This window comes from Microbacterium sp. MYb72 (assembly GCF_002979415.1).
GTDB lineage: Bacteria > Actinomycetota > Actinomycetes > Actinomycetales > Microbacteriaceae > Microbacterium > Microbacterium natoriense.
Window position 1 is genome coordinate 48581 of record NZ_PCOT01000008.1, and the last position, 25799, is coordinate 74379.

The 25799-nt window shown below is 69.4% G+C and carries 26 protein-coding genes and 1 tRNA gene; 16 read left to right on the plus strand and 11 right to left on the minus strand.

The window, feature by feature from the left end; all coding sequences use genetic code 11:
- Positions 1–47: 47 nt before the first annotated feature.
- Genes CQ047_RS06250 through CQ047_RS06275 form a run of 6 tightly spaced genes read right to left on the minus strand, consistent with a single transcriptional unit; the run spans position 48 to position 7456 of the window.
- Entirely contained in the window at positions 48–1787 is a 1740-nt protein-coding gene (locus CQ047_RS06250; protein ID WP_105673424.1) for a protein kinase, read from the minus strand.
- The gene (locus CQ047_RS06255; RefSeq protein ID WP_105673425.1) at positions 1784–3241 is read right to left on the minus strand and encodes a penicillin-binding protein 2; all 1458 of its coding nucleotides are present in this window, start codon (positions 3239–3241) and stop codon (positions 1784–1786) included. Before CQ047_RS06255 ends, CQ047_RS06250 begins: the two co-directional genes overlap by 4 nt.
- Positions 3238–4623, minus strand: a complete 1386-nt coding sequence (locus CQ047_RS06260) for an FtsW/RodA/SpoVE family cell cycle protein (protein WP_105673426.1) — start codon at positions 4621–4623, stop codon at positions 3238–3240. The genes CQ047_RS06255 and CQ047_RS06260 overlap by 4 nt, the downstream gene beginning before the upstream one ends.
- Positions 4620–5912, minus strand: a complete 1293-nt coding sequence (locus tag CQ047_RS06265) for a PP2C family serine/threonine-protein phosphatase (RefSeq protein ID WP_105673427.1) — start codon at positions 5910–5912, stop codon at positions 4620–4622. Before CQ047_RS06265 ends, CQ047_RS06260 begins: the two co-directional genes overlap by 4 nt.
- 7 nt (positions 5913–5919) lie before the next feature.
- Positions 5920–6435 carry an FHA domain-containing protein gene (locus CQ047_RS06270; RefSeq protein ID WP_105673428.1) on the minus strand — a complete coding sequence of 172 codons (516 nt, stop codon included), beginning with the start codon at positions 6433–6435 and terminating at the stop codon, positions 5920–5922.
- A 31-nt stretch (positions 6436–6466) separates the two neighbouring features.
- The gene (locus tag CQ047_RS06275) at positions 6467–7456 is read right to left on the minus strand and encodes a DUF3662 and FHA domain-containing protein (protein WP_105673429.1); all 990 of its coding nucleotides are present in this window, start codon (positions 7454–7456) and stop codon (positions 6467–6469) included.
- Between the two features lie 195 nt (positions 7457–7651).
- Between CQ047_RS06275 and CQ047_RS06280 the strand changes: the two genes are divergently transcribed.
- Both CQ047_RS06280 and CQ047_RS06285 read left to right on the plus strand, forming a co-directional pair.
- Positions 7652–7734 (plus strand) — tRNA-Leu (locus CQ047_RS06280).
- A 98-nt stretch (positions 7735–7832) separates the two neighbouring features.
- The gene (locus CQ047_RS06285) at positions 7833–8534 is read left to right on the plus strand and encodes a 4'-phosphopantetheinyl transferase (protein ID WP_219844594.1); all 702 of its coding nucleotides are present in this window, start codon (positions 7833–7835) and stop codon (positions 8532–8534) included.
- A gap of 11 nt (positions 8535–8545) precedes the next feature.
- Here the strand turns inward: CQ047_RS06285 and CQ047_RS06290 are convergent, their stop codons facing one another.
- On the minus strand, positions 8546–9103 hold the full coding sequence (locus CQ047_RS06290) for a dihydrofolate reductase family protein (protein ID WP_105673430.1): 558 nt from the start codon (positions 9101–9103) through the stop codon (positions 8546–8548).
- 77 nt (positions 9104–9180) lie between these two features.
- On the minus strand, positions 9181–10437 hold the full coding sequence (locus CQ047_RS19055; protein WP_258132506.1) for a M23 family metallopeptidase: 1257 nt from the start codon (positions 10435–10437) through the stop codon (positions 9181–9183).
- 218 nt (positions 10438–10655) lie between these two features.
- Between CQ047_RS19055 and CQ047_RS06300 the strand changes: the two genes are divergently transcribed.
- From CQ047_RS06300 to CQ047_RS06315, 4 genes are all read left to right on the plus strand, one after another.
- On the plus strand, positions 10656–11261 hold the full coding sequence (locus CQ047_RS06300) for a hypothetical protein (protein WP_105673431.1): 606 nt from the start codon (positions 10656–10658) through the stop codon (positions 11259–11261).
- Between the two features lie 122 nt (positions 11262–11383).
- Positions 11384–11995: a copper resistance CopC family protein gene (locus tag CQ047_RS06305; protein WP_105673432.1), complete on the plus strand. Its 612-nt coding sequence runs from the start codon at positions 11384–11386 to the stop codon at positions 11993–11995.
- 11 nt (positions 11996–12006) lie between these two features.
- Positions 12007–12543 (plus strand): copper chaperone PCu(A)C, encoded by a 537-nt coding sequence (locus CQ047_RS06310; RefSeq protein WP_105673433.1) that lies wholly within the window; start codon positions 12007–12009, stop codon positions 12541–12543.
- Entirely contained in the window at positions 12543–13769 is a 1227-nt protein-coding gene (locus tag CQ047_RS06315) for a Dyp-type peroxidase (RefSeq protein ID WP_105673434.1), read from the plus strand. The genes CQ047_RS06310 and CQ047_RS06315 overlap by 1 nt, the downstream gene beginning before the upstream one ends.
- A 117-nt stretch (positions 13770–13886) precedes the next feature.
- Here CQ047_RS06315 and CQ047_RS06320 read toward each other — a convergent pair whose 3' ends face one another.
- Positions 13887–14687 carry an SDR family oxidoreductase gene (locus CQ047_RS06320; RefSeq protein ID WP_105673435.1) on the minus strand — a complete coding sequence of 267 codons (801 nt, stop codon included), beginning with the start codon at positions 14685–14687 and terminating at the stop codon, positions 13887–13889.
- Between the two features lie 98 nt (positions 14688–14785).
- Between CQ047_RS06320 and CQ047_RS06325 the strand changes: the two genes are divergently transcribed.
- Positions 14786–15388 carry a TetR/AcrR family transcriptional regulator gene (locus CQ047_RS06325; RefSeq protein ID WP_105673436.1) on the plus strand — a complete coding sequence of 201 codons (603 nt, stop codon included), beginning with the start codon at positions 14786–14788 and terminating at the stop codon, positions 15386–15388.
- Between the two features lie 64 nt (positions 15389–15452).
- Here CQ047_RS06325 and CQ047_RS06330 read toward each other — a convergent pair whose 3' ends face one another.
- The gene (locus CQ047_RS06330) at positions 15453–16556 is read right to left on the minus strand and encodes an ROK family transcriptional regulator (RefSeq protein WP_105673437.1); all 1104 of its coding nucleotides are present in this window, start codon (positions 16554–16556) and stop codon (positions 15453–15455) included.
- A gap of 97 nt (positions 16557–16653) precedes the next feature.
- Here CQ047_RS06330 and CQ047_RS06335 point away from each other — a divergent pair, with 97 nt between their 5' ends.
- From CQ047_RS06335 to CQ047_RS06375, 9 genes are all read left to right on the plus strand, one after another.
- Positions 16654–18822, plus strand: coding sequence for an alpha-galactosidase (locus CQ047_RS06335; protein ID WP_105673438.1), 2169 nt, complete (start codon positions 16654–16656; stop codon positions 18820–18822).
- A 43-nt stretch (positions 18823–18865) separates the two neighbouring features.
- Complete coding sequence (locus CQ047_RS06340; protein ID WP_105673439.1) at positions 18866–20155, plus strand: ABC transporter substrate-binding protein; 1290 nt, start codon at positions 18866–18868, stop codon at positions 20153–20155.
- On the plus strand, positions 20152–21090 hold the full coding sequence (locus tag CQ047_RS06345) for a carbohydrate ABC transporter permease (protein ID WP_105673440.1): 939 nt from the start codon (positions 20152–20154) through the stop codon (positions 21088–21090). Before CQ047_RS06340 ends, CQ047_RS06345 begins: the two co-directional genes overlap by 4 nt.
- A complete protein-coding gene (locus tag CQ047_RS06350) occupies positions 21087–21995 on the plus strand; it encodes a carbohydrate ABC transporter permease (protein WP_105673441.1) in 909 nt (302 codons plus the stop codon). Before CQ047_RS06345 ends, CQ047_RS06350 begins: the two co-directional genes overlap by 4 nt.
- Before the next feature lie 73 nt (positions 21996–22068).
- Entirely contained in the window at positions 22069–22623 is a 555-nt protein-coding gene (locus tag CQ047_RS06355) for a hypothetical protein (protein WP_105673442.1), read from the plus strand.
- The gene (locus tag CQ047_RS06360; RefSeq protein ID WP_105673443.1) at positions 22623–22910 is read left to right on the plus strand and encodes a transcriptional regulator; all 288 of its coding nucleotides are present in this window, start codon (positions 22623–22625) and stop codon (positions 22908–22910) included. The genes CQ047_RS06355 and CQ047_RS06360 overlap by 1 nt, the downstream gene beginning before the upstream one ends.
- 132 nt (positions 22911–23042) lie before the next feature.
- Positions 23043–23708: a response regulator transcription factor gene (locus tag CQ047_RS06365; protein WP_258132507.1), complete on the plus strand. Its 666-nt coding sequence runs from the start codon at positions 23043–23045 to the stop codon at positions 23706–23708.
- Positions 23708–24676: a HAMP domain-containing sensor histidine kinase gene (locus CQ047_RS06370; RefSeq protein WP_105673445.1), complete on the plus strand. Its 969-nt coding sequence runs from the start codon at positions 23708–23710 to the stop codon at positions 24674–24676. The genes CQ047_RS06365 and CQ047_RS06370 overlap by 1 nt, the downstream gene beginning before the upstream one ends.
- Positions 24677–24689: 13 nt before the next feature.
- Positions 24690–24947, plus strand: a complete 258-nt coding sequence (locus tag CQ047_RS06375) for a hypothetical protein (RefSeq protein ID WP_105673446.1) — start codon at positions 24690–24692, stop codon at positions 24945–24947.
- A 56-nt stretch (positions 24948–25003) separates the two neighbouring features.
- Here the strand turns inward: CQ047_RS06375 and CQ047_RS06380 are convergent, their stop codons facing one another.
- Positions 25004–25678 carry a phosphatase PAP2 family protein gene (locus tag CQ047_RS06380; RefSeq protein ID WP_181155848.1) on the minus strand — a complete coding sequence of 225 codons (675 nt, stop codon included), beginning with the start codon at positions 25676–25678 and terminating at the stop codon, positions 25004–25006.
- Between the last annotated feature and the right edge of the window lie 121 nt (positions 25679–25799).

The window sequence follows — 25799 nt, forward strand, 5'->3', positions numbered from 1 at the left end:
CTGATACGACCTGATGAAACTGCTCTCAGCCTACGATGCGCTAGCCGTCAACCTGCTGAATCGCTGCCGCCGGTCTCAGCCGCGGGCAGGATCACGGTGGACTGGCCCTGCGGCGAGACGTCGGAGGGACGGTCTCCGCAGAACGCGCGATACGTCGCGGTCACGACCTGACCGGCCTTGCCGGTGTCGACCGTGAACGTGGTGCTGCGCGTGTTCTGGTCGAAGCTGCTCGTCGTCTTGCCGCCCGTGAACGTGCCGTTCGTGAGGGTGACCTCGTAGGACGACAGGTTCGGGGTGCCGGACGGGCACGTGAAGTTCGTCCAGTTCAGCGTGGCAGTGCCGCCCTCGATGATCGTCGTCGCGGCCGAGAACGTCGGAGCGTTCTTGGGCTGGCCGATCGGCGTCTGGCCTGCGAAGGAGGTCATGCTGATCGCGGATCCGGGCTCGAGCAGACCTGTCGGGCTGACACGCTCGACAGTGCCGACCTGTTCGGGGGTCGGAGCGGGCGTCGTCCCCACGTCGCACGACGGGACGAGCCCGGCCTCTGTGGCGATCCGGATCGCTTCGTCGCAGCTCAGTCCGACCAGACCCAGAGAGGCGACGTCGACCGGGGCCTTCGTGGGCTCCGGCGTCTCGGACTTCGTGGGCTTCGGCGTCTGGCTCGCCGAGGTGGACGGCGTCTTCGACGGGTCGGCGTCTCCGCCGCCCTTCGGGCCGAACAGCGCCCAGAGTCCACCGCCGAGGACGATGACGAGCAGCGCGATGAGCGCGATCAGCGGCCAGGTCCAGGGGCTGCGCTTCTTCTTCCCCTCCTCCTCCTCGGCGACGTCGTCGCCGGTGGGCAGGGTCGCCGTGGTGGGCAGGATGCGCGTCGCGCCGTCGTCTCCGGATGCCGTCAGCATCCGGGTCGCGTCGTCGGCGATGCCGCCGTTCGCGATGGCGGGAACGGCGATGGCGGCCGAGTTCAGGTCGCCCCGTCGCAGCGCCTGTGCGGCGCGGGCGACGGTCGCGGAGGACGACGGGCGATCCGCCGGCTTCTTCGCGATCATCGCCATGACGAGGTTCTGCACGGGGATCGGCACGGTCGGCGGCAGCGGCGGGGGCTGCTCGTTGATCTGCGCCATCGCGATCGCGACCTGCGACTCACCCGTGAACGGACGCTTGCCCGCGAGGCACTCGTACGCGACGATGCCGAGCGAGTAGGTGTCGGTCGCCGGAGACGCCGGGTGACCGGAGGCCTGCTCCGGAGAGAGGTACTGCACGGTGCCCATGACCTGACCCGTGGCGGTGAGCGGCACCTGGTCGGCGATGCGCGCGATGCCGAAGTCGGTGATCTTGACACGGCCGTCTGGCGTGATCAGCAGGTTTCCCGGCTTGATGTCGCGGTGCACGAGGCCGGCCGCGTGCGCGGCCTGCAGAGCGGATGCCGTCTGCGCGACGATGTCGAGCGTCTTGTCGGCGCTCAGCGCGCCGTCGCGTTCGAGGATGGTCGACAGAGCCTCGCCGGGCACGAGCTCCATGACGAGGTAGGCGCTGCCGTTCTCCTCGCCGTAGTCGAAGACGCTCGCGATGCCCTCGTGGTTGACGAGAGCAGCGTGGCGCGCCTCCGCGCGGAACCGCTCGAGGAACCCGGGGTCCCCCATGTACTCGTCCTTGAGGATCTTGATCGCGACGGTGCGTCCGATGACGTGATCCGTCGCCTCCCACACCTCGCCCATGCCGCCGATCGCAATACGCGACTGCAGCTCGTAGCGACCACCGAACGACACACCCTGCGTCGGTCTCATCTGCCCAGCACCGCCTCTATGACCTTCTTCGCAATCGGAGCGGCGATGGTGTCACCGCTTCCGGACTGACCTTTTCCGCCGCCGTCTTCGACGACGACCGCAACTGCCACCGCGGGGTCGTCCGCCGGCGCGAAGCCGGTGAACCACAACGTGTGCGGCTTGTTTCCGTTCTCTGCGGTACCGGTCTTACCGGCCACGTCGATCCCGTCTATTCTTGCACCCTGCGCCGCTCCCGTAGCGACGCTCGCCACCATGGCGGCGGTGACCTGATCGGCCACGCTCGCGTCGACTGCTCTGCCGAACTCGCTGTCGTCGTACGACCGGATGACCGACAGGTCGTTTCCGATCACGGCATCCACCATGTGGGGGTTCATGACCACTCCGTCGTTCGCGAGCCCAGCCGCCACCATGGCGATCTGCAACGGCGTGGCGGTGACCTGACCCTGACCGAAACCGCTGAGCGCGGTCTGCGGGTCGTTGAGCCCCCGGGGGTAGCTGGACGGGGTGGAGGTGAGCGGGGTGTCGAAGCTCTGGTTGAAGCCGAACTTCTCGGCCATCTCGCGGATCTTGTCGTCGCCGAGGGCGACGGCGAGCTCCGCCATCGGGATGTTGCAGCTGAGGCGCACGGCCTCCGCGATCGTCACCGTCGGGCCGTCACCGCCGCACGTGCCGCCCCACGCGTTCGAGACCGTGTTGTCGGAGCCGGGCAGCTGATAGCGCGCGGGGTTCGGCAGCGTCGATTCCGGCGTCCAGTCGCCGCTCGCGAAGGCCGCCGCGGCCACGACGATCTTGAACGTCGACCCCGGAGGGTTGAGGTCTCCTGCGATCGCGCGGTTCGACAGGGGCTTCGACGGGTCCTGCTCGAGCTGTGCGAACGCGGCGTTCGCGGCATCCGCGTCGTGCGTGGCGAGGAGGTTCGTGTCGAAGCCGGGCGTCGACACCATCGCGAGGATGCGTCCGCTCTTGGGCTCGATGGCGACGACGGCGCCCTTGAGTCCCTGCAGTCCCTCATAGGCGGCGCGCTGCGCTGCCGTGTTCAGCGAGAGCTCCACGCTGTAGCCGGTCTGCGGCTGACCGCTGACGATCCGCTCGATCTCCGAGAAGAACGCGTTCGAGCCCGTGCCGGAGAGGTCGGTGTTGAGGGCCTTCTCGATGCCGGTGCGGGAGTCCAGCGGTGCGCTGAAGTAGCCGGTCACGGGCTCCCACATGGCGGCATCCGTGTACACGCGCTGGAACTGGTACATGTCGTCGCTCGGCACGGACGACGCGATGGCGACCCCGTCGACGATGATCGAACCGCGCTGGATCTCGTAGCTGTCCAGACGCGTGCGCTTGTTGTTGCCGTTCTGGGAGAGCGCGTCGGCGTCGATGACCTGGATCCAGCTGGTCGCGGCGAACAGCGAGATGAACATGAACAGCATGACGATGCTGAGGCGGCGGAGTTCCTTGGTCATCCGATCACCGTCCTCGGCTGGGAGCGCACGGCATCCGAGATCCGCAGCAGCAGCGCGACGATCAGCCAGTTCGCGACCAGCGAGGAGCCGCCGGCGGCGAGGAACGGGGTGGTGAGTCCGGTGAGCGGGATGACGCGGGTCACGCCGCCGACCATGATGAACACCTGCAGCGCGATCGTGAACGACAGCCCGGTGGCGAGCAGCTTGCCGAAGTCGTCCTGACCGGCGAGGCCGATGCGGATGCCGCGGCTCACGAACACCATGTAGAGGCAGAGGATCGCGAACAGCCCGATCAGGCCGATCTCCTCGCCGAGGCTGGTGATGATGTAGTCGCTGTGCGCGAGCGGGGTCACCTCGGGGCGGCCCTGACCCCAGCCGGTGCCGATGAGTCCGCCGTGGGCGAGGCCGAACAGCCCCTGCATCGGCTGGTACCCCTCCTTCTCGGGGTTCACCTGGCTCGGATCGAACAGGAACAGCCAGTTGATGAACCGGCCGTGCACGTAGCTGAGCACCTGGGTGGCGACGACGGCTCCAGCGAGCACCAGGCCGAGGCCGATCAGCACCCAGCTGGTCTTCCCTGTGGCGACGTAGAGCATCGCGACGAACATGCCGAAGATGAGGGTTCCGGTGCCGAGGTCGCGCTGGAACACGATGATGCCGAGCGAGATCACCCACACCACGAGCACCGGTCCGAGTTCGCGCATGCGGGGCCAGGTGATGCCGAGGACGCGCGTGCCGACCGAGGTCAGGCTCTCCCGCGTGCGCACGAGGTAGCCGGCGAAGAAGATCGCGAGGCAGATCTTGGCGAGCTCTCCCGGCTGGAAGGCGAAGTTGCCGCCCAGCGACACCCACACCGCCGCGTTCGCGTCGGGGATGCGCAGGCCGGGGACGAACGGCAGCAGCAGCAGCACGATGCCGGTCAGGCCGAAGATGTACGTGTACCGGAAGAGCACGCGGTAATTGCGGAGCAGGATGACGGTGGCGATCGCCCCCGCGAGGGAGATCGCCGCCCACGCGAGCTGCTTCGTGGAGAACGCGCCCCAGCCCGTGTAGGCCTTGGCGATGTCGATCCGGTAGATCATCGCGATGCCGAGTCCGGTCAGCAGCGTGGCGATCGGGAGCACGAACGGATCGGCGTCGCGGGCCACGGCGCGCAGCACGAAGTGCAGGGCGAACGCGAGCACGGCGAGCCCGCCGCCGATCGCGAGGATCATCGGGTCGACCGTGCCGAGGGCGCCGAGCTGCACGAGGGTCAGCGACGCGCCGCTGATGACGATGGCGAACAGCAGCAGCCAGAACTCCCGGTTGCGCTGCGTCTGCGGCATCCGGATCCCGCGCAGCGCCTTGATGACGCTGGTGTCAGCGGCGACGTCGACGCTCATCCTGCGCCCTCCGTCGGAGTGGGCATCGGAGTGGGCAGGGGCGTCTGCTGGATCGCGTTCGCGTCGGCTCCCGCCTGGAGGCGCGCGACGATGGCGTCGGCATCCGACAGGGAACGGGCGTTGATCGTGCGCTCCACCGATGCGCGCTGGTACTCGGGCAGGTCGGCGAGCAGGATGTCGGTGTCGCGCACCGGCGTCGACAGCGTGATCGGCCCGATGTTCTGCTGCACGCCCTGGAAGATCACGACGCTGTCCTCGTCGGCGCCGATGAAGTAGCGCGTCTGGGTCCAGCTGTAGGCGGCGAAAGCGGCGATGCCCAGCATGACGAGCACCAGCAGCATCCCGGCGATCCAGCCGAACCGGCGGCGACGTGCGCGCCGACGGTCTTCCTGGATCAGCTCCTCGAGGTACTCGGGGGCCGGTTCGAAGTGGCTCGGCTCGTTCGCCGCCTGGCGCACCGGGTGCAGCCAGTTGCTGAGCGCGGAACGGGCGGCCGGGATCGCGATGTTCGACGGATTGGAGGCCGATCCGACGATGGTCGGCGTGCCAGACGAGATCGCGTGCTGTCCGCCCACGTCGACGAGCACCATCGTGACGTTGTCGGGGGCGCCGCCGTCGAGCGCCTGCTTGAGGAGGCTGTCGGCCGTGCGGCCCGGAGCCATGCCGAGGCGCATCGCCTTGAGGATGTGGGTCTCGTCGACGACGCCGGAGAGCCCGTCGGAGCACAGCAGCCAGCGGTCGCCCGGCAGGGTGTGCATGACGAACATGTCGAGCTCGGGGTCGGCGTCCATGTCGCTGAGCACGCGCATGAGCACCGAGCGCCGCGGGTGGTAGCGGGCCTCTTCCGGCGTGATGCGGCCCGAGTCGACGAGCCGCTGCACGAAGGTGTGGTCGGCCGTGATCTGCGTCAGCGCGTCGTCGCGGAAGAGATAGATGCGCGAGTCGCCGATGTGGCCGATGACGGCGTAGTCGTCGACCATGATGATCGCGCTGAGCGTGGTGCCGAGTCCGGCGAGCTCAGGGCGGTCCTTCGCGGCGCGGATCAGGTCGCCGGCGGCCGTCGTGGCCGCGGCCTGCAGCGACGCCTGCGCGTCGTCGGTCGAGGCGTACGCCTGGTCGAGGGGCTCCATGCGCTGGATCGCGATGCTGGAGGCGACGTCGCCGCCTGCGTGTCCGCCCATGCCGTCGGCGACGACGAACAGGTTGGCTCCGGAGTATCCGGAGTCCTGGTTGTTGGAGCGGACCTTCCCGGTGTGGGAGATCGCGGCGCTCGAGCCCTCGAAGACCATACGCGCGTCAGGCCCGCAGCTCGAAGGTCGTGGCGCCCACCTTGACGGGGGTGCCGAGCGACAGCGGCACCGAGGAGCCGGTCACGCGTGTGCCGCCGACGAAGGTGCCGTTGGTGGAGTCGAGGTCCTGGATCGCCCAGTTGTCTCCGCGCAGCAGGAGGCGGGCGTGATGGCTCGACGTGTAGTCGTCGCGGATCACGAGAGACGACTCGCTGGAGCGGCCGATCGACAGGCTCTCGCCGTTCAGCGGGAGCTCGAGCCCGGTCTTGGGACCCGAAGTGATCACGAGGCGCTTGGCCGTGGCGATCGTCGCGGGGCCGGTCGAGGGCTTCGCGGATGCCGGCTTCGCCGCGGGTGCGGGCGCCGGAGCAGCGGATGCCGCGGCTGCGGCCTGCTCGGCGGGGAGCTTGCGCACCTTCACGCCGAAGAGATCGGCACGCAGCGAGTAGACCACGGCGAACACGAAGAACCACAGGAGGAGGAGGAACCCCAGGCGCAGGAGGAGGAGAGGGAGCTCTGCCATCAGATCGTCCCTCCCGCCGGGATGCGGGCGCTCATCCGAGTGCCCCGAACGCGCGGGTGGCGTCGTCGTCGCGCGGCCGCGCGGGGCGGGACGGGGCGGCGACGGGGATGATGCGGAAGACGAGGTCGGTGCGGCCGATCGTGATCGTCGTGTCGGTCGGGAGCGCGGCCTCGCGGACCTTCGTGCCGTTGACCTTCGTGCCGTTGGTCGAGCCGAGGTCGCGCATCATGGCGCGCTCGCCGTCCCAGAGGATCTCCACGTGCTTGCGGCTGGATCCGGCGTCGGCGATCGTGATGTCGGCATCCGATCCGCGTCCGATCACGGTGCGCGCGCGGGTGATCGAGTGGCGGCGCCCGTCGACGTCGACGACGGCCTGCCAGCTGACGCGGCCCTCGACCGTGCCCGAATCGACGCGGACCGTGCCGGTCGCGACCTTCTCGTCGGCCTCCAGCGTGATCGCGAGCGGGCCGGCGAAGCTGTAGCCCTGTGACTTCGCGTGCGCCGTGAGCAGTGCGTGCAGTTCATCGGTCAGGGCGCCGCCGAGACCGAGCATCCGCTCCGCATCGTCGGGGCTGAGCCGTGCCACATAGCTGTTGGGCGCGATGATGCGGTCGCGGCTCACCACAGCCGCGTTGGTGTCGGCCTCGCGCCGCAGGGCGGAGGCGATCTCCACGGGCTGGATGCCGCTGCGGAAGGTCTTCGCGAAGGCGCTGTTCACAGCGCGCTCGAGACCCTTCTCAAAGCTGTCAAGTAGTCCCACTGGGCTCCTCTGGCATGCCGACCGGTAGGGACATCGTAGCCAGGTGTGCTGAGTGAACGCCGTTGTATGGCGGATTCGCAGGGATGTTGCGGGGGTTTGCGGGTGCGGCGGCGGTGTACGGTGCGCGGGTGTGGCCGCGGTGTGGTGTGCGGTGCGCGGGTGGTGCGGCGGTGTGGTGCGGCGGTGTGCTGCGGAGCCAGGCTCGCTTCGTCGGCGCCGATGCACGGATGTCGGCGCGCACCGGCTTGTTTCCGCAGGCATCCGTGATCTGCGCCGACAGAACGGACCGGGACGGATGGTGCGGACGGGCTCGGTCGGATGGTGCGGACGGGCTCGGTCGGATGGTGCGGACGGGCTCGGTCGGATGGTGCGGACGGGCTCGGTCGGGCCGGTTTCTTCGCGGGGTGGATGCCGTGATAGCCTTGCGGAGTTGAATTCTTCGGAATGAGACGACTCGCGCGAGTGGCGGAATGGTAGACGCGCTGGCTTCAGGTGCCAGTGTCCGTATGGACGTGGGGGTTCAAGTCCCCCCTCGCGCACGCGAGATGAAGAGCCTCGATCGAAAACGATCGGGGCTCTTCGCGTTGTAGCCCGGGCGCGTCGGGGGCCGGGCAGGGCATCTGCTATCAAGGGAGCTATGCCGCACGACGAATCGGACCCGCTCGGTCGTGAGGCTCCGATGACCCCGGCGATGGCCGCGATCCTCCCCGATGGGGTGGTCTGCGCGGAGAGCGGGGATGAGACGGTCCTCGCGCGATTCGCGGAGGAGGAGATGCTCGTCGCGGATGCCGTGCCGAGCCGTCGGTCGGAGTTCTTCTCCGGGCGCGAGTGCGCACGCCGCGCGCTGGGGGAGTTCGGAGTGCCGGATGCGCCGATCGGCCGCGTGGGGCGACGACCCGTGTGGCCGGAGGGATTCGTCGGCAGTATCACGCACTGCGAGGGGTATCGCGCGGCCACTGTTGCCAGGATGACGGACGTCCTCACTCTGGGCATCGATGCCGAGCCGGACGCGCCGCTTCCGGAGGACGTGACCGATCTGGTGTCATCCCCAGGCGAGCAGGATGCGCTCAGGCGACTGCCCTCGGCCCCGTCGGACGTGCACTGGGACCGGCTGCTCTTCAGCGCAAAGGAGTCCGTCTACAAGGCCTGGTCGCCGATCACCGACGAGTGGCTCGGCTTCGAGGAGGTGAGCGTCGAGATCGATCCGTCTTCCGGAGTCTTCCTGGCGCGCCTGCTGCGGGATCCGTGGCGGTTGCAGGGCCGGAGCGTCTCGGAGATCGCCGGGCGGTGGACGCGGAGCAATGGACTGCTGCTCACTTGCGTCGTGATTCCTCGCTGAGGGGTCGGGCCTCACTCGCTCCGTCGATAGCGCATCGCGACGGAGCCGTTGCTGAGCGGCTGCGCCGAGATCAGCTCGAGCCGTCGAGTCTGAGGCAGTCCGTCCTGGAACAGCGTGGGGCCGTGCCCCGCGATCATGGGATGCAGCAGGAACACGTACTCGTCGATCAGGTCCAGCCGGTCGAGCTGCGTCGCGAGCGCACCGCTGCCGAGGAGCACTCCGTCGGGGGTCGCATCCTTGAGCTCCTGCACGGCGGTGCGCAGGTCGCCCGTGAGGTGGTGGCTGTTGGCCCAGGGGAAGTCGCTGCGCGTCGACGACACGACGTACTTCGGCTTGGCGTCCAGCTTGATCGCCCACTCGCGCAGCGCCGCAGGAGCATCCTCCTCGCCGCGGGCGACCGCCGGCCAGTAGCTCTCCATCATCTCGTAGGTCGTTCGACCCCAGAGCATGGCGCCGCCCTCGTCCATGAGGTGTGTGAAGTAGGCGTGCGTCTCGTCGTCGGCGATGCCCTCCCGATGGTCGACGCAGCCGTCGAGGGTGATGTTGAGACTGAAGGTCAGGAGGCCCATGCGACGACTCTAGGCCGTGCGATCCCCGCGGTGCGAGGGGGTCTCGAGAGCCGCGACAGGGCCGCAGCCGAGTGCTTTTACCGGACGTTCGCGTCGAGCCAGGGGACGGGGTTGATCGGGGTGCCGTTGATGTGCACCTCGAAGTGCAGGCACGAGCCGATGGTGTAGCCGGTGGTGCCGACTCGGCCCAGGAACTGGCCGGCCACGACGCGGTCGCCGGACTGGACCGCCCTGGTGCCGTAGTCCATGTGGCCGTAGAGGGTGGACACGGCGGAGCTGCCGCCGAACTCGTGCTGCACCTGGACGGTCACGCCGTAGCCGCCGTAGCTGTCCTGCGACATCGTGACGACGCCGTCGGCGGCCGCGTAGATCGGGGTTCCGACGGGGGCGGCGTAGTCCTGGCCCATGTGGCTGCGACCGGGGCGGCTCGCGCCGAAGCCGTCGGTCATCGTGTACGAGCCGGCCGCCATGGGGATGATGACCTGGCCGGGCTGCGCGATCGGGACGATGCCGCTCTTCGCGGAGGCGGCGCTGGCGACGCGGATCTTCTCGATCTCGTCCGGGGTGGTCGCGGAGAAGTCGCCGCTCACCACGACGTCGGGCATGACGTCGGCGCTGGCCGTGTAGGTCTGGGCCTCGGCGCGGATGTCGGCCATCACCGACGAGGCTGCGGAGGCGGTGCCCGACTGCGCCATGCCCACGGCAGGCAGCGCGACGCCGCACACCAGGGTGGCGACGGCCAGTGCGGCCGTGGTCATCCGGCCGATCCGGCGTCGAGACGAGCTGCGCTCCGTGCGCGCGGCCACGGGAGCTGCGGATGCCGGGCGCGAAGCGGATGCCGTCGCACGCACGCGGCGCGGACGAGCCTTGCGGCCGCGGGGGCTGCGGGCGGCGGCCGGCTCGGCGGCGTCGGAAGCGGGGGAGGAGGAGGCGTCCTCCTCGGCCGAGGGGGCCTCGTCGTCTGCGGTGACCTCATCTGCCGGCGCCTCGTCGACCGAGGGAGCAGCGTCTTCCTGAGTAGCGTCGTCCTGAGCAGCGTCGGCCGGCGCCTCGTCGACCGAGGGAGAATCCACGGCCGGGGCCTCATCGACAGCATCCGCCGGAGCGGAGATGACGTCCTGCTCGGCGGGAGCGGGAGTCTCCTGCGGCTCTGCGGACTCGGCGGCGATGGTCGCGGCCAGCGTCACGACGGCGGCGGCCTGCTCCACCGCGGCGGCCTGCTCGACGATCGGGGTCTGCTCCGTCACGACGGCTGCGGCATCCGGCGTCGCCTGGGCCCTGCGTCGGTCTCGTCGCAGCATGCCCGTCGGGACGACGGGGTCTGCAGAAGACACCTCGGTGAGAGGCGTGGAAGACAGCGCGGTTTCGGGTGATCGCGAAGTGATGGTGAAGCTCCTCGGGAGACGGACGCGTCCGTTATCAAGTTGTAACCATAAGCGAAGAATCCGCAGGTCTCAAATCGAGAGCGGATGCTGTGCGGCGTCTATGCGTGAGGTATGCGCCGACCGGCCCCGTCCGGACAGGCGTCTCGGCTTCCTGACACAATGGACCCGTGCACGAGTCCAGGAAGCCGGCGGTTCTGCGCGGCTTCGCCGCATCGTCGCTGGCGATCTTCGCCGCTCTGGCCGGTCACCTGACCGGCGGTGGAACGATGCCGGGGCCCCTCGGAATCCTCGTGCCCTGGCTGCTGTCGCTCATGGTGTGCGTGCTCCTCGCGGGGCGCCGGCTCTCGGTCGTGCGGCTGAGCCTCTCGGTCGCGATCAGCCAGCTCCTGTTCCACGTCCTGTTCGTGCTGGGCACGATCACGCCGACCGGCGCGGTCGGCGGCCACGTCCACGGCGCTCCGCTGCAGCTCTCGCCCACCGACGGACTCTCCGCCGCCGTCGCCGCCGACGGACTCATGTGGTTCGGTCACGCGATCGCCGCGGTCGTCACGATCCTCGCACTGCACCGGGGCGAACGGCTCCTGCTGGGCCTGCGCGAACGGGCGGAGCTCAGCATCCGCTGGCTGCGCCGTCGTGTCGACGCGCTCGTCGCCATGCCTGCGCCGCCGCGCCCGCTCGCCGCTCCGGCATCCGACGAACCCGAGGCGCTCCGCGACCTCGCCCTCCGCTCACCTCTCCACGGACGCGCCCCGCCGGCTCCCACCGCCGTCTGATCCGCGCCGTCCGCCCTCTCGGGCCCGTGACGGCGGCACTGTCGCGTGCGCACCGGCCCGCCGGGCACGCGATCCGCGTCCGCGGCGTCGACTCCCGACGCCCGTCGAGAGGTCTGTCATCCATGTCCCCTGTCCGCAGATTCGCGGCGGGTGCACTGGCGGCGGCCGTCGTGATCCTCGCGACCGCCCTGCCCGCATCCGCCCACGACCAGCTCATCCAGAGCACCCCCGGAACCGACGAGCGTCTCGCCGCCCCTCCGGAGTCCGTCACGCTGACGTTCTCCGGGGAGCTGCTGATGCTCGGCGACTCGACGACGGGAGCCGTCGTGCTCCTCGTCGACGCCGAAGGGAAGAACTGGGTGTCCGGCGACCCGGTCGTGAACGGGAACACCGTCACGGCCGCCGTCGCAGAGGGCATGCCCGACGCGGGCTACCAGGTGCGGTGGCAGGTCGTCTCGGAGGACGGGCATCCGATCTCCGGCGTCGTGCCGTTCACCGTCGGGGACGGGTCTCCGATGGCGACAGCGAAGACGGATGCCGCGACCACCGACGCACCAGCGGATGACGCGGCGCAGACGGCCGACGAGGCCGACGGGATGCAGCGGACGCTGCTCGTCGGCGCCGGCGGAGCGGCCATCGCCGCTGCCGCCTTCCTCCTCTACAGATTCCTCCGTCGCCCCCGGGCGGCGGCCGCAGCGCCGGAATCCGGCGACTCTGCGGACACGCAACCGTGAAAGGCCATTCCATGAACACCGCACAGAAGTCCACCGTCCGTCTCACCGCCCTCATCGCCACGGCGCTCCTCGCTCTCACCGGCTGCGCCTCGACCGCGCCCTCGGCGGAGTCGTCGACGGCGCTCGCCGGGGACTCGGTCACGATCGAGGACGCCTGGGTCAAGTCCGCCGACGAGGGGATGTCGGCGGCCTTCGGCGAGCTCTCCAACAGCGGCGAGAAGGACGTGACCGTCGTCTCGGCGAAGACCGAGGCCTCGGGCATGGTCGAACTGCACGAGACCGTCGAGAACGAGTCGGGGGAGATGGTGATGCGCGAGAAGGACGGCGGCTTCGTCATCCCCGCCGGCGGCACGCTGACGCTCGAGCCCGGCGCGAACCACATCATGCTCATGGGCCTCTCGGCGCCGCTCAAGGCGGGCGACGAGGTGACGTTCACCCTCACCTTCTCCGACAAGTCGACCTACGAGTTCACCGCACCCGTGAAGGACTACACCGGCGCGAACGAGAACTACGAGGGCGGCGACGACGACGGCAGCATGAACCACTGATGCGCGCGCCCGCTGAGGGCGCTCGTGCCGGCCGCACCGGCTCCACCCGGCGGCAGTTCCTCCTCGGAGGGGCTGTCGCCGGTGTGGGCGCCGCTGCGGCGGTCGGCATCGACATCGCCCTGAATCAGAAGGCGGCTCCGGCCGTCACGCCGTCCGCGCCGATGAACGGCGACGAGAAGGTCCCGTTCCACGGCATCCACCAGGCGGGCATCGACACGCCCGCCCAGGCCCACGGCATGTTCCTCGCCCTCGACCTGCACGACACCACGGACCGTGAGGGGGTGTCCAGGCTGATGCGGATCCTCACCGACGACGCGGCCCGGCTCACCCAGGGCGCCCCGGCGCTCGCGGACTCGGAGCCGGAGCTCGCCGCCAGCCCCGCCCGTCTGACCGTGACGTTCGGCTTCGGCCCGCGGCTGGTCGCGCGGGCCGGCGGCCCGGCCCCGACCTGGCTCGCGCCGCTCCCCGCGTTCGGGATCGACGCGCTGCAGCCGGAGTTCTCCGACGGCGACCTGCTGCTCCAGGTCGCCGGAGACGATCCGCTCACGGTCGCCCACGCCGCACGGATGCTGCTCAAGGACTCGCGTTCGTTCGCTGCGCTGCGGTGGACCCAGACCGGGTTCCGCCGCGCGTACGGCACCGAGCGACCGGGCACCACGATGCGCAACCTCTTCGGCCAGGTCGACGGCACGGCCAACCCCGAGCCGGGGACGGCGGAGTTCGACCGGGTCGTGTGGGCGGACGACGGCTGGCTGTCCGGGGGCACCGGCCTCGTCATCCGCCGCATCCGCATGGACCTCGACAAGTGGGACCGCCTCGACCGCGGGGGCCGCGAGGCCTCCGTCGGCCGGACGCTGGGGAACGGCGCCCCGCTCACCGGCAGCGCGGAGCGCGACGAACCCGACTTCGAGGCGAAGACCGCGATCGGATTCCCCGTGATCCCGCAGTTCGCGCACATCCGCCGCGCCCGCGGCGACGACGGGGAGAAGATCTTCCGGCGTGCGTACAACTACGACGAGAGGCCGTCGGGCGGCGGCATCTCGGAGTCGGGGCTCGTCTTCGTCTCGTTCCAGGCCGACGTCGAGCGGCAGTTCACCCCCATGCAGCAGCGGCTCGCCGAGCTCGACCTGCTCAACGAGTGGACCACGCCCATCGGGTCTGCGGTGTTCGCGATCCCGCCCGGATGCGCGGAGGGCGGCTTCATCGGGGAGACGGTTCTCCGCTGACCGCGGAGAGAACACGGATGCCGCGGCAGAGGTTGCTCTCGCTGCCGCGGCATCCCTGTGCTCGCGCTCATCGCCTGCGGGGTGTGCTCGCCTGCGGATCCGTGCCTGTGGCTGCGGTCAGCCCGGCATCCTGACGTCGTGCAGCACGCGTGCGCTCGTCAGCGCGGTGGCCCGCCGGGACAGCAGACGGATGCCGAGTGCCATGAGGTGGTTGACGCGGCCGGAGATCACGCTGGGTCGGCCGTTGCTGCGATCGAGCTCGCGGAACGCGGTGTCGATCACCTGCTCGGGGGTCTGCTGCCGGCCGACGGAGGCGGCGTCGGTGCCGACCACGTCGAAGAACTCGGTCTTCGTCGCTCCGGGGCTCACCGCGAGGACGCGCAGTCCGGTGCCCCGTGCCTCGGCCCAGAGCGCTTCGGTGAAGCTCAGCACGAAGGCCTTGGTCGCGCCGTACACGGCCATGCCCGGCGTCGGCTGGTACGCCGCAGTGCTCGCGACCGTGACGAGGGCGCCCCGGCCCCGGAGCAGCTGGGGCATGAAGAGGCGGGAGAGCTCGACCAGCGTGCCCACATTGAGCTGGATCTCGCTCGTCATCCGCTCGGGGTCGACCGTGTCGAAGGCGCCGTGGGTGCCGAAGCCGGCGTTGTTGACCAGCGAGGTGACGCGGATGCCGCGGCGGTCGAGCTCCCCGTGCAGGGCGGCTGCCGCTCCGGCGATGCTGAGGTCGGCGGCGACGACCTCGACCGCGACTCCGGCGGAGGCGCGCAGCTCGGCGGCGAGGGCCTCGAGGCGGTCGACGCGGCGGGCCACGAGGACGAGGTTCGAGCCGCGGGAGGCGAATCGGCGGGCGAACTCGACCCCGAGGCCGGCGCTGGCGCCGGTGATGAGGGTGGTTCCACCGCGGAGGTCGAGTGTCATGGTGCAGTCCTTCGGTCATGTCGACAATGTAGGCAGTGACATCATTGTGCACGCGCTCTCTCTTGTTGTCAATGCCTACATCGAGATAGGATCGACGGGTGCCCCCGCAGCCCTATCACCACGGCGATCTCCGCCGCACGCTCCTCGAGGCCGCCAGGTCGAGCATCGAGAGCGACGGCGTCGAGGCCCTGTCGCTGCGGCAGCTCGCCCGCGAGGCCGGGGTCAGCCATGCGGCTCCCAGCAGGCACTTCCGTGACAAGCAGGCCCTGCTCGACGCCCTCGCCGAAGACGGGTTCACCCGGCTCGCGGCGGTGCTGGACGAGGCCGCCGGCATGGAGGCGACGACGGGGGAGAAGGTGCGGGGCCGGTTCGACGCTCTCACCGCGGCCTACGTCGACTTCGCCCTCGAGCAGCCGATCCTGCTCGGCCTGATGTTCGGGATGAAGCACGCGCCCGACGCGCGCGCAGAGCTCATCGCGGCTGGTCAGGCGTCGATGGAGGTCACCGTGCGGGTCGTGATCGCGGCGCAGGAGAGCGGGATCATCCGCGCGGGAGATCCCCATCGCATCGCGCTCACGGCGTTCGCGACGTTCCACGGCATCGCGACCCTCGCCTCCGGGGGGCTCCTCGACGGCGTACCGGCCGCCGAGCTGGTCGCCGACGCGCGCGACCTGCTGTGGACCGGCATCCGCGCGGAGTGATGTACGGCGGGATCCCTGCGCTGCGGCGTCAGGGCGGCGGCCCCTCCGCCGACTGATCCGCGTCCTACAACCGCTCGAACGCCGCCTGCACGGCGACGGCTGCCGCTCCGCGCGCCCACGCGGTGAAGCCGCTGTCGTCCACGTGCAGCCGCACCGGAGAGGCCCGCGGGTCACGACCCGCGGTGATCTCGGCGCGCACGGCACCCTCCGCCACGGCGAACAGCCCCATGCCCTCACCGGCGAGAACGATGTCCGCGTGGGTCGTGAGGTTGGCGGCCAGGGCCACGAGGCGTCCGAGCGCTCGGGCGCTGGCGTCGACGATGGCCGCGGCCGCGGGGTCGCCGTCGGCGGCGAGAGCGAGGACCTCGTCGTAGCCCACCGGCCGCTGGAGGGCGGTCGTCGCCTGTGCGGCGATGGATGCTGAGCCGAGCATCGCCTGCGCGCAGCCTCTGTGCCCCTCGGAGCACAGGGGTCCGTGCGGCTCGAGCGGCACGTGAGCGGCGAGGCTGATCCCCGAGTCCGCGTTGCGCACGACCTCGCCGCCGGAGACGACCTCGTACCCGACGCCGGCGCCGATCGTGATCACCGCGAAGCCGTCGAGCCCGCGAACGACGCCGAACCAGCGCTCGGCCTCGGTCAGGGCGATCAGATCGTTCTCGATGCGCGTTGGCAGGCCGGTGGCCGCGGTGACGAGCTCGCCGAGAGGAACGTCCTCCCAGTCGAGGAACGGCCCCCAGACCACGGTGCTGCCGTCGGTGATCCCGCCGACGCTGATGCCGACGCCGACGGGGGCGTCGCTGTCGCCGACGAGCCGCGTCATGGCATCGACGATGGTGTCGACCACGTCGGAGGGTGCATGCGACCGCAGCGGCAGCGCCACCTCGCCGAGCAGCTGCGCCCGGACGTCGGTGAGCACGCAATGCGCGTCGCCGCCCGTGAGCTTCACTCCCAGGAAGGTGCCGACGGCGGGCGAGACGTCGAGGGGGCGAGAGGGGCGGCCGACGCCGTCGACCACGTCGTCGAGCTCGACGAGGATGCCGCGGTCGACGAACGGCTTCGTGAGGCGGGTCAGGCTCGCCGGAGACATCCGCATCCGCACGGCCAGGGCTGAACGGGAGATCGGGCCGTGGATGAGGACCGTGCGCGCGACGGTGGCCTCCGTGCTCATGACACCTCCATTGATTTCATCTTGGCATATAAAGACGCGACGGACCGGCGAGATCACGCCGTTGACGTCTGGATTATTTTCATGCTAAAACTAATTCATGCATTCCAGCGATGTGAGCAGCGAAGCTTCCGCCATCGACGAGGGGCTCTCCCCGGAGGTTCTGCACCTCCGCAGAGGCGGCACCAGCGTGGTCGTCGAGATGTCGACGCCGCCCGCCATCGTGCACTGGGGCGAAGACCTCGGACACCTCTCGACGCAGGCCCTCGGCGGCCTCGCACTGGCCGCGGCGCCCCAGCGCGTCTCGGGTGGACTCGACGTCACCCCCGTCCTCAGCATCCTGCCGACGCCCGCGCACGGCTGGCTCGGCACGCCGGGGCTCGAAGGGCACAGGGCAGGCCACGGCATCAGCGTCCGCTGGCACCTGGCCGGAGTCGACGCCACCGCCGAGCGCGCCCGCATCTCGCTCGTCGACGAGGAGTCGCGTCTCGCCGCCACCGTCGAGCTCGAACTCGGCATCGCGGGTCTCCTCCGACAGCGCATCACGCTCCGCAACAGCGGAACGGGCGCGTACACGGTGCAACGCCTCGCGCCGTCCTTCCCCGTTCCGTGGGACGCGACCGAGATCCTCGACACCACGGGTCGTCATCTGCGTGAGCGCTCGCCGCAGCGCCGTGCCTTCACCGTCGGCACCTCGGTGCGGGAGAGCCGCCGAGGACGCCCGGGCGCCGATGCCACGCTGCTGCTCTGCGCCGGCCGCCCCGGGTTCGGGTTCGAGTCGGGACGGGTGCACGGCATCCACGTCGCCTGGAGCGGCAGCCACACCGTCCTGGCCGAGCGGACGATCGCCGGGGAGGCCTTCCTCGCGGGTGGAGAGCTGTACGGCCCCGGCGAGATCATCCTCGACTCCGGTGAGACCGTGACCACTCCCTGGGTGATCGGCTCCTGGGGCGACGGCCTCGACGAGCTCTCGGCGCGGTTCCACGACGAGCTCCGCGCGCGCCCGCAGCATCCGCATCGGCCCCGCCCCATCACCCTCAACACCTGGGAGGCCGTGTACTTCGATCACGACCTCGATCGGCTCACCGCACTCGCGGATGCCGCGGCCGATGCGGGCGTCGAGCGGTTCGTGCTCGACGACGGCTGGTTCCTCGGTCGTCGCGACGACACCGCCGGACTCGGCGACTGGCAGGTGGACACGGATGTGTGGCCGCAGGGGCTGCACCCGCTCGTCGACCGCGTGCGCTCGCGCGGCATGGAGTTCGGGCTGTGGGTCGAGCCAGAGATGGTGAACCCCGACAGCGAGCTCGCCCGTGAGCATCCCGACTGGATCCTGCGCTCTCGACTCGATCTGCCGCCCGCCGCCCGGCAGCAGCAGGTGCTCGACCTCGCGCACCCCGACGCGTATGCGCACATCGCGTCGCGCCTGCACGCGCTGCTCGACGAGTATCCGATCGCCTACCTGAAGTGGGACCACAACCGCGATCTCGTCGACGCGGGCTCCGGCCCCGGCGGCGGCTCCCACGTGCACGCGCATACCCTCGCCGTCTACCGTCTTCTCGACGAGCTCAAGGCGCAGCATCCGGGACTCGAGATCGAGAGCTGCGCATCGGGCGGCGCCCGGGTCGACCTCGGCATCCTGGATCGCACCGATCGCATCTGGACGAGCGACTGCATCGATCCCCTCGAAAGGCTCGACATCCAGCGCTACACCGGCCTGGTCGTGCCGCCCGAGCTCATGGGCGCGCACCTCACCAGCGCCGTCGTCCACTCGACGGGCAGGGCGACGGACCTCGACCTGAGCGCCGCGATCGCCCTGTTCGGGCACTTCGGCATCGAGCGGGACATCAGCGGAGACTCCGAGGCCGACCTCGCGCGCATCCGCGCCTGGGTGGCGCTCGCCAAGACGCTGCGTCCTCTCGTCGCGACCGGTCGCGTCGTGAACGTCGACGGCGTGGAGCCGGGCATCGACGTGCGCGGCATGGTCTCGGCCGATCGTGCCGACGCCGTCTTCACGATCACGCAGGCCGCGACCTCGGTCGCCTATCCCGCAGGGCGGGTCCGGTTCCCCGGACTCGACCCGGAGCGCGAGTACCGTCTCCGCGTCCTGACGCCCGGTGGCGCCCATGAGGATGCAGGGCAGTCCCCGCTCCGCTGGATCCAGGACGGCGTCATCCTCACCGGCCGACAACTGGCGACGACCGGCATCCGTCCCCCCGTGCAGCATCCCGGGCGAGCGACCCTCGTGGAGCTCACCGCACAGCACTGATCCTGATCGGCATCGCCGATCCCTCGCGCAAGGAGGCGCAGATATGAGATCGATCCATCCGCTCCGCGGAGCGACGGCGGCCGTCGTCGTCGTCGCGCTCGCCGGAACGCTGGGAGGGTGCTCCTCCGGAGCCGACCCCGGCGTCACCACGCTCAACTTCTTCCAGTTCAAGGGCGAGGCCCGCGAGGACTTCGACAGGATCATCGAGAAGTTCGAGGCCGAGAACCCCGACATCCGCGTCGTGCAGAACCAGGTGGCGGATGCCGACACCATCATCCGCACGCTGCTCGTGAAGGACAAGGCGCCCGACGTCATCACCCTGAACGGCAACGGCAACTTCGGCCGTCTCGCACAGGCAGGGGTCTTCTACGACTTCTCCGACGAGCCCGTTCTCGACACGATCAACCCTGCGGTGCAGGACATCCTCGCCGACCTCGGAAACAAGGACGGCGAGGTGAACAGCCTCGGCTACGTCAACAACGCCAACGGCATCATCTACAACGCCGACATCTTCGCCGAGCAGGGCATCGAGGTGCCCGAGACGTGGGACGAGCTCATCGCCGCCTGCGAGAAGCTGAAGGATGCCGGCATCCAGCCGATCTACGCCACCCTCGCCGACTCGTGGACCTCTGTCCCCTCGTTCAACGGCCTCGGCGCGTACGCGGTGCAGGACGGCTTCTTCGACGAGATGCGCGCGGAGGGCGAGAACGTCGGTCCCGACTCGAAGGCCTCGTTCGAGCAGGACTTCGCCGAGCCGCTCGACCGCGAGCTGCAGCTGTACGGCTACGCGCAGGAGGGCTACCGGGGCGCGACCTACGACGAGGGCAACGCCGCCTTCGCTCGAGGCGAGGCCGCGATGCTGCTCCAGGGCATCTGGGCCGTCAACGGCATCAAACAGGTGAACCCCGACATCAACGCGGCGATCTTCCCGTACCCGACGGATGCCGAGAAGGACCGCGTCATCGTCTCGGGCGTCGACGTGACGGTGACGATGGGCCGCAACAGCCCGCATCGCGAGGAGGCGCTGCGGTTCATCGAGTTCATGTTCCGCCCCGACGTCATCGAGGAGTTCGCGGCCTCGCAGAACATGATCCCCTCGGTCGAGGGCGCCGAGCTCAGCGATGATCTCGCGCTGCAGTCGGTCAAGCCGTTCTTCGACGACGGGCGCATCACCGGCTTCCTCGATCACCAGATCCCGCCGGGCATCCCGCTCGCGGAGTTCGTGCAGGAGTCGATCTTCACCGGCGACGCGGGAGCCGCGCTCGCCACCCTCGACAACGAGTGGCGCAAGATCGCCGCCCGCACCATCCCCGTGACGGAGGACCGATCATGAGCACACTCACCGAAGCGGTCAGGTCGTCGGCATCCGGCGGCTCCCGCAGCGGGCGGGCCGACCGCATCCGCTCCTCGTCGCCGCGTGCTCTCTCGGCCTACTACTGGATGGTCTGGCCGGCCGTCATCGCCTTCGCTCTGTTCCACACCGTCCCCATGCTCGTGGGCGTGTTCTTCAGCTTCACGAACTACGCGGGCTACGGCGACTGGAACTTCGTCGGGATCTCGAACTACCTCAACCTGTTCAAGGACGACCGGGTCTGGGGCGCGTACGGGTTCTCCTTCCTGTTCGCGATCGTCGCGACCATCCTCACGAACGCGATCTCGCTCGCGATCGCGATGGGGCTCAACGCGAAGATCAAAGCGCGCGACTTCTTCCGCGGCGTCTACTTCGTGCCCTACGTGCTCGCGATGCTGGTGATCGGCTACGTCTTCCAGTACCTGTTCACGAACTCGCTGCCGAAGCTCTTCCCCGGCATCCCGCTGATCGCCGACAACATCCTGTCGAACCCCGACTGGGCCTGGCTGGCGATCGTCTCCCTCGCGGTCTGGCAGGGCTGCGCGTTCACGATCATCATCTACCTGTCCGGTCTGCAGACGATCCCGTCGGAGCTCTACGAGGCGGCGTCGCTCGACGGCGCCTCGAGCTGGCGGCAGTTCTGGGCGATCACGTTCCCCCTGATCAGCGCCTTCTTCACCATCAACGTGGTGCTGAGCCTCAAGGGCTACCTGCAGGTGTTCGACCCGATCGTCGCCCTCACCAACGGCGGCCCCGGCACCTCCACCGAGTCCGTGACGATGCTCATCTTCAAGGGCGGCTACGGCGGTGGCGAGTTCGCCTACCAGACGGCCAACGCGGTGGTCTTCTTCATCGTGATCACGATCGTCTCCCTCCTGCAGTTCCGAGTCCTTCAGCGCCGAGAGGTGGATGCATGATGTCTGTCGCAGCCCCCACCACATCCACCACGTCCATCGTCACGGGAGGCAGGCGTCGTCGAGGCGGCGCGGGTCGGGAGGATGACACCCGCCGCACCAACTGGTGGGCCACCGCCGTCATCGCCGTGTGCGCCCTGACCGTTCTGATCCCGCTCTACCTGGCCGTGGTCGTCGCGGTGAAGACGCCCGATCAGCTCGTCAGCGGAACCGGCTTCGAATGGCCGAACCCGGTGCGCTGGGAGAACTTCGCCGAAGCCTGGGAGCGCACGCAGTTCCCGCAGGCGCTCCTGAACACCGCGCTGATCACGGTCGGTTCGGTCGTCTTCACGATGTTCACGAGCTCGGTCGTCGCCTATGCGCTGGCCCGCAACATGCACCGGCCCTTCTTCAAGGGCGTGTTCTACTACCTGCTCGCGGCTCTGTTCATCCCGTTCCCGATCATCATGCTGCCGCTCGTGAAGCAGACGGCGATGTTCGGGCTCGACAACCAGGTCGGCGTCATCATCCTCTACACGGTCTACGGGCTGTCGCTGAACGTGTTCATCTACTCGGCGTACATCCGCTCGATCCCGATCGAGCTCGAGGAGGCCGCCCGCATGGACGGCGCGTCGACCTGGCGGGTGTTCTGGCAGGTCATCTTCCCTCTGCTCACTCCGATGAACGCCACGGTCGGCATCCTCACCTGCGTGTGGGCGTGGAACGACTTCATCCTGCCGCTCGTCGTGCTCACCGACCCGGGGGCCCGCACGCTGCCGCTCGCGCAGTACGTGCTGCAGGGGCAGTACAACACCGACTACACCGTGGCGTTCGCGTCGTATCTGATGGCGATGGCCCCGCTGCTGATCGTGTACATCTTCTCGCAGCGCTGGGTGATCTCCGGGGTCACGCGGGGATCGATCAAGTGACGGACGGGCGCCCTCCGCGGGGGAGGGCGCCCACTACTTGACGATATGGAAAGTTCGGAGCATACTTTCCAATATGGAAAGCAAAAGCGACGACCCGACGCCGGAACAGGCCCTCGGACAGCTGGCGGATGCCGAGGCATCCCGCACCGCGTTGGCGAACCGCCTCGTGCTCCCCCCGTTCCTCCTCCTCGCCCTCGGATCGGCGATCGCCGTGCAGATCGCCTCGACCGCCGTGGTGTGGACGAGCAGGGGCTACTGGTTCACGATCGCCGGAGCGCTGCTCTACGTCGCCGTCGCGCTCCTGCAGCTCCGCCGCTTCCGCCGGGTGAACGGCGTGACCGTCGGCGGCTTCGCCAGCAGGGTCGTCGGAGGCACGGCCACCGAGGCGACCATGTCGTACCTCCTGGCGCTGGCCGGAGCGATGTGGGCCGGATTCGCCGGAGTCTGGTGGCTGGTGCCGGTGTGCGCGCTCGCCGGGGGCGTCGGCTTCGCGCTCAGCGGGGCGCGGTGGGTGCGCATGTACCGCGCCGACCCCGCAGAGCACGCCCGCGGCGAATCCGTCGCGTTCCTTCTCGTCCTCGGCGTCCTCGCAGCGTGCGGCATCGCCCTCCTCTTCCTCAACCACTGATGGTCGAGCTGAACCCGGCGCTGCAGTCGCCGATCCGACTGAAGCTGACGACCATGCTCACCGGCGTGAGCGAGATCGAGTTCGTGACGCTGCGGGACCACCTGGACGTGAGCGACTCCGTGCTCTCCAAGCACATCAGCGCGCTCGCCGCCGAGAGGTACGTGAAGAGCCGCAAAGCTGTCCTCGACAGCCGCCGCACCACCTGGATCTCCCTCACGACGGAGGGGCGGAAGGCGCTGAGCGCGCATGTCGCCGCGCTGCGGGAGCTGATCGCCGGAGTCGAGTAGCGTCGGTCGTCGTCGGAGCCGATCGGTCCGACGACACTGAAGGGACTCTCAGAGATCGGGGCCCGGCTGACCGCGATGTGTCCAGAGAGACCCGCGATCATCGACACGGAGGTGGCGATGAGGATCCTGGTCGTGGAAGATGACGAACGCGTCGGTCGTACGGTCGTACAGCTGCTGCGTGAGGCCGGCTACGCAGTCGACCTCGAGTCGGATGGCGCGGCCGGCCTCATCGCGTTCGAACTTGAACCGGTGGATGCGGCGATCCTCGACGTGCGGCTGCCCGGGTTGGCCGGGGGCGGGGTCGAGTTGTGCCGCAGCATCCGATCGCTCTCCACAGAGGTGCCGATCCTCATGCTCACGGCGATCGCCGCTCGAGCGACGATCGTCGAATGCCTCGATGCGGGTGCGGACGACTACCTGGTCAAGCCGTTCCACGTCGACGAGCTCCTCGCGCGGGTCCGCGCGCTCCTGCGACGCGCCCCCACGGCGCTTCCCCCGCAGGTGCGCGTGGGCTCGCTGATCCTCGACCCCAGTCGGCATTCGGTGGAACGGCTCGGGCGCACGATCCCCCTCACCCCCAAGGAGTTCTCGGTCCTGGAGTATCTGATGCGGCGCCCCGACGCGATCGTGTCGACCAGCGAGCTCATCGATCACGCGTGGGACCGCAACTACGAGGGCTACAGCAACGTGGTGCCCACCTACATCCGGTATCTGCGTCGCAAGCTCGCGGTGCAGGGCGCGCCCGACCCGATCGTCACGCACCGTGGCGCAGGCTACTCCGTTCCGAGCGACGTCTGATGATCGTCAGAAGGGCCCGATGGCGGCTCACCATCGGCTTCACCACCGTTCAGCTGCTCACCTTCGCCCTGTTCGCCTGGGGCGTGTACGCCTTCGCGATCACGGCGTTCGATTTCGACGGCGTCGCAGACGGAGGAGGGACATCGACGGCTGAGGCGGGTTTCGCCACGCTCCGGACGGCTCTGATCGTCGCTCTCAGCGGACTGTGTGTGGTGGCGCCGTTCACGAGCTGGCTACTCGCAGGTCTCGCGATGCGGCCAGTGGCATCGACACTGGCTGCGCAACGACGCTTCGTCGACGACGCGTCCCATGAACTGCGCACACCCCTGACCGCCATCCAGGGACAGCTTGAGCTGATCCTCACTCGACCGCGGACGGTGAGCGAGTACCGGGAGGCGTGTGCGACCGCGCTGGAGGCCGCGCACTCGCTGGCGTCCATCGCCGACGATCTGATCCTCGCCGCAGACGGCGGTCATGATCGCACGGCTGATGCCGTCGTCGAGCTGGGAGATGCGCTCCACCGGGTGCGAGGACTTCTTGCGGCTCCTGATCGTGTCGTGGTGACGCAACAGCGCCGCGTGGTGGTCGCGGGCCTGCCGTCGACCGTCGAGCGGGTCCTGCTGAACCTTCTGGTCAACGCGGAGAAGTACTCGGATGCGGATGTCGACGTGCGCATTCGCGCTGCCGGCGGGTGGGGCGAGGTCGTGGTCCGGGATGCAGGGAAGGGCATGACGCGCGCGCAGGTGCGTCGGGCTTTCGACCGGTTCTGGCAAGCGGATCCCTCGCGCGCGGGCGAGGGCAGCGGATTGGGCCTGTCGATCGTCAGGGAGATCGTCACCTCCCTGGGCGGGCGTGTGGCCTTGACGTCGGTGCCCGACGTGGGAACGACCGTGCGAGTGCGCCTTCCGCTCTCACGCTCATCTCACGCGGACCTCCGTAACGTCGGCGAGACCGAAGTCCCCACGTGAAAGGAAACAGGACATGGAGAAGAAGAAGCTCAAGATGACCGTCGGCGGAGGGCTCGCCGTGCTCGCGCTCGCCGCCGCGCTCGGTGTGGGCGTGCCCGCTTTGGCGCAGGCGTCGACTCCGGCACCCAGCGGTGGCAACACACAGGTCGCGACGAACGACGGCGAGACGGCTGACGACCAGGGTGTCGAGGACGGCACGAACGACGGCGAGACGGCTGACGACCAGGGTGTCGAGGACGGCACGAACGACGGCGAGACGGCTGACGACTGACGTCGTGCGCGGAGAGCTCCGACACGGCTGGGTCGGAGCTCTCCGACCCAGCCGTGTCAGTGGACGGGAAGGAGGCGTGCCTCTCTTCGCTTCTGCAGTCGGCCCTCCGCGGTCACCACCAGCCATCGCGCGAGCAGGGCGACCGAGGCGCCGAGGATCCCGCCGGCGATGACGTCGCTGAGCCAGTGCGCCTCGAGGAACGTGCGGCTCCATGCCATCAGCACGATCCAGGCGATCGCGGGCGCCCAGAACCGACGTCCGATCAGGAGGGCGAGGGTCACGGCGAGCGTTGCCGCCGCGGCGGTGTGCCCGGAGGGGAACGAGGTGACGTCGACGTCAGAGAGCGAGTCCGCGGGACGGGGACGCGCGATCACGACCTTGATCGCTGCGGTGACGGTCTCGGAGACCGCCATCGCGACCGCGAGAGTGATCGCGCTGCGGAACCGCCGGGCGATCAGGAGGGTGGTGATGAGCACGACGGTGACCCCGATCACGATGCCGACGCCGCCGATGAGATCGAATGCCTCGGCGACGTGGATCCCGGCATCCGTCCGCCAGCCTCGTTGGAGGTCGTGCCACCAGGAGTCGAGCGGCGATGGGCCGTTGCCGGAGCTGCGGATGACGATCCCCAGCGCGAGCACCCCGGCGATGCCGAGCAGACCCAGCAGCCCGAGGTTGCGGATGGAGGTCGCCCGCGTCGGTGACGGCGGGATATCTGTGGTGCGGAGCATCCCCTCACACTGGCCCCCCGACATCCGAGCGATCCCGGTATCGGCCGTCAGTGCGTGAAAATGCTCTCAGGATCACCGAGGTCCGCACCTTCTCTGAAAGAACGCTCACTCCGCGGTGTTC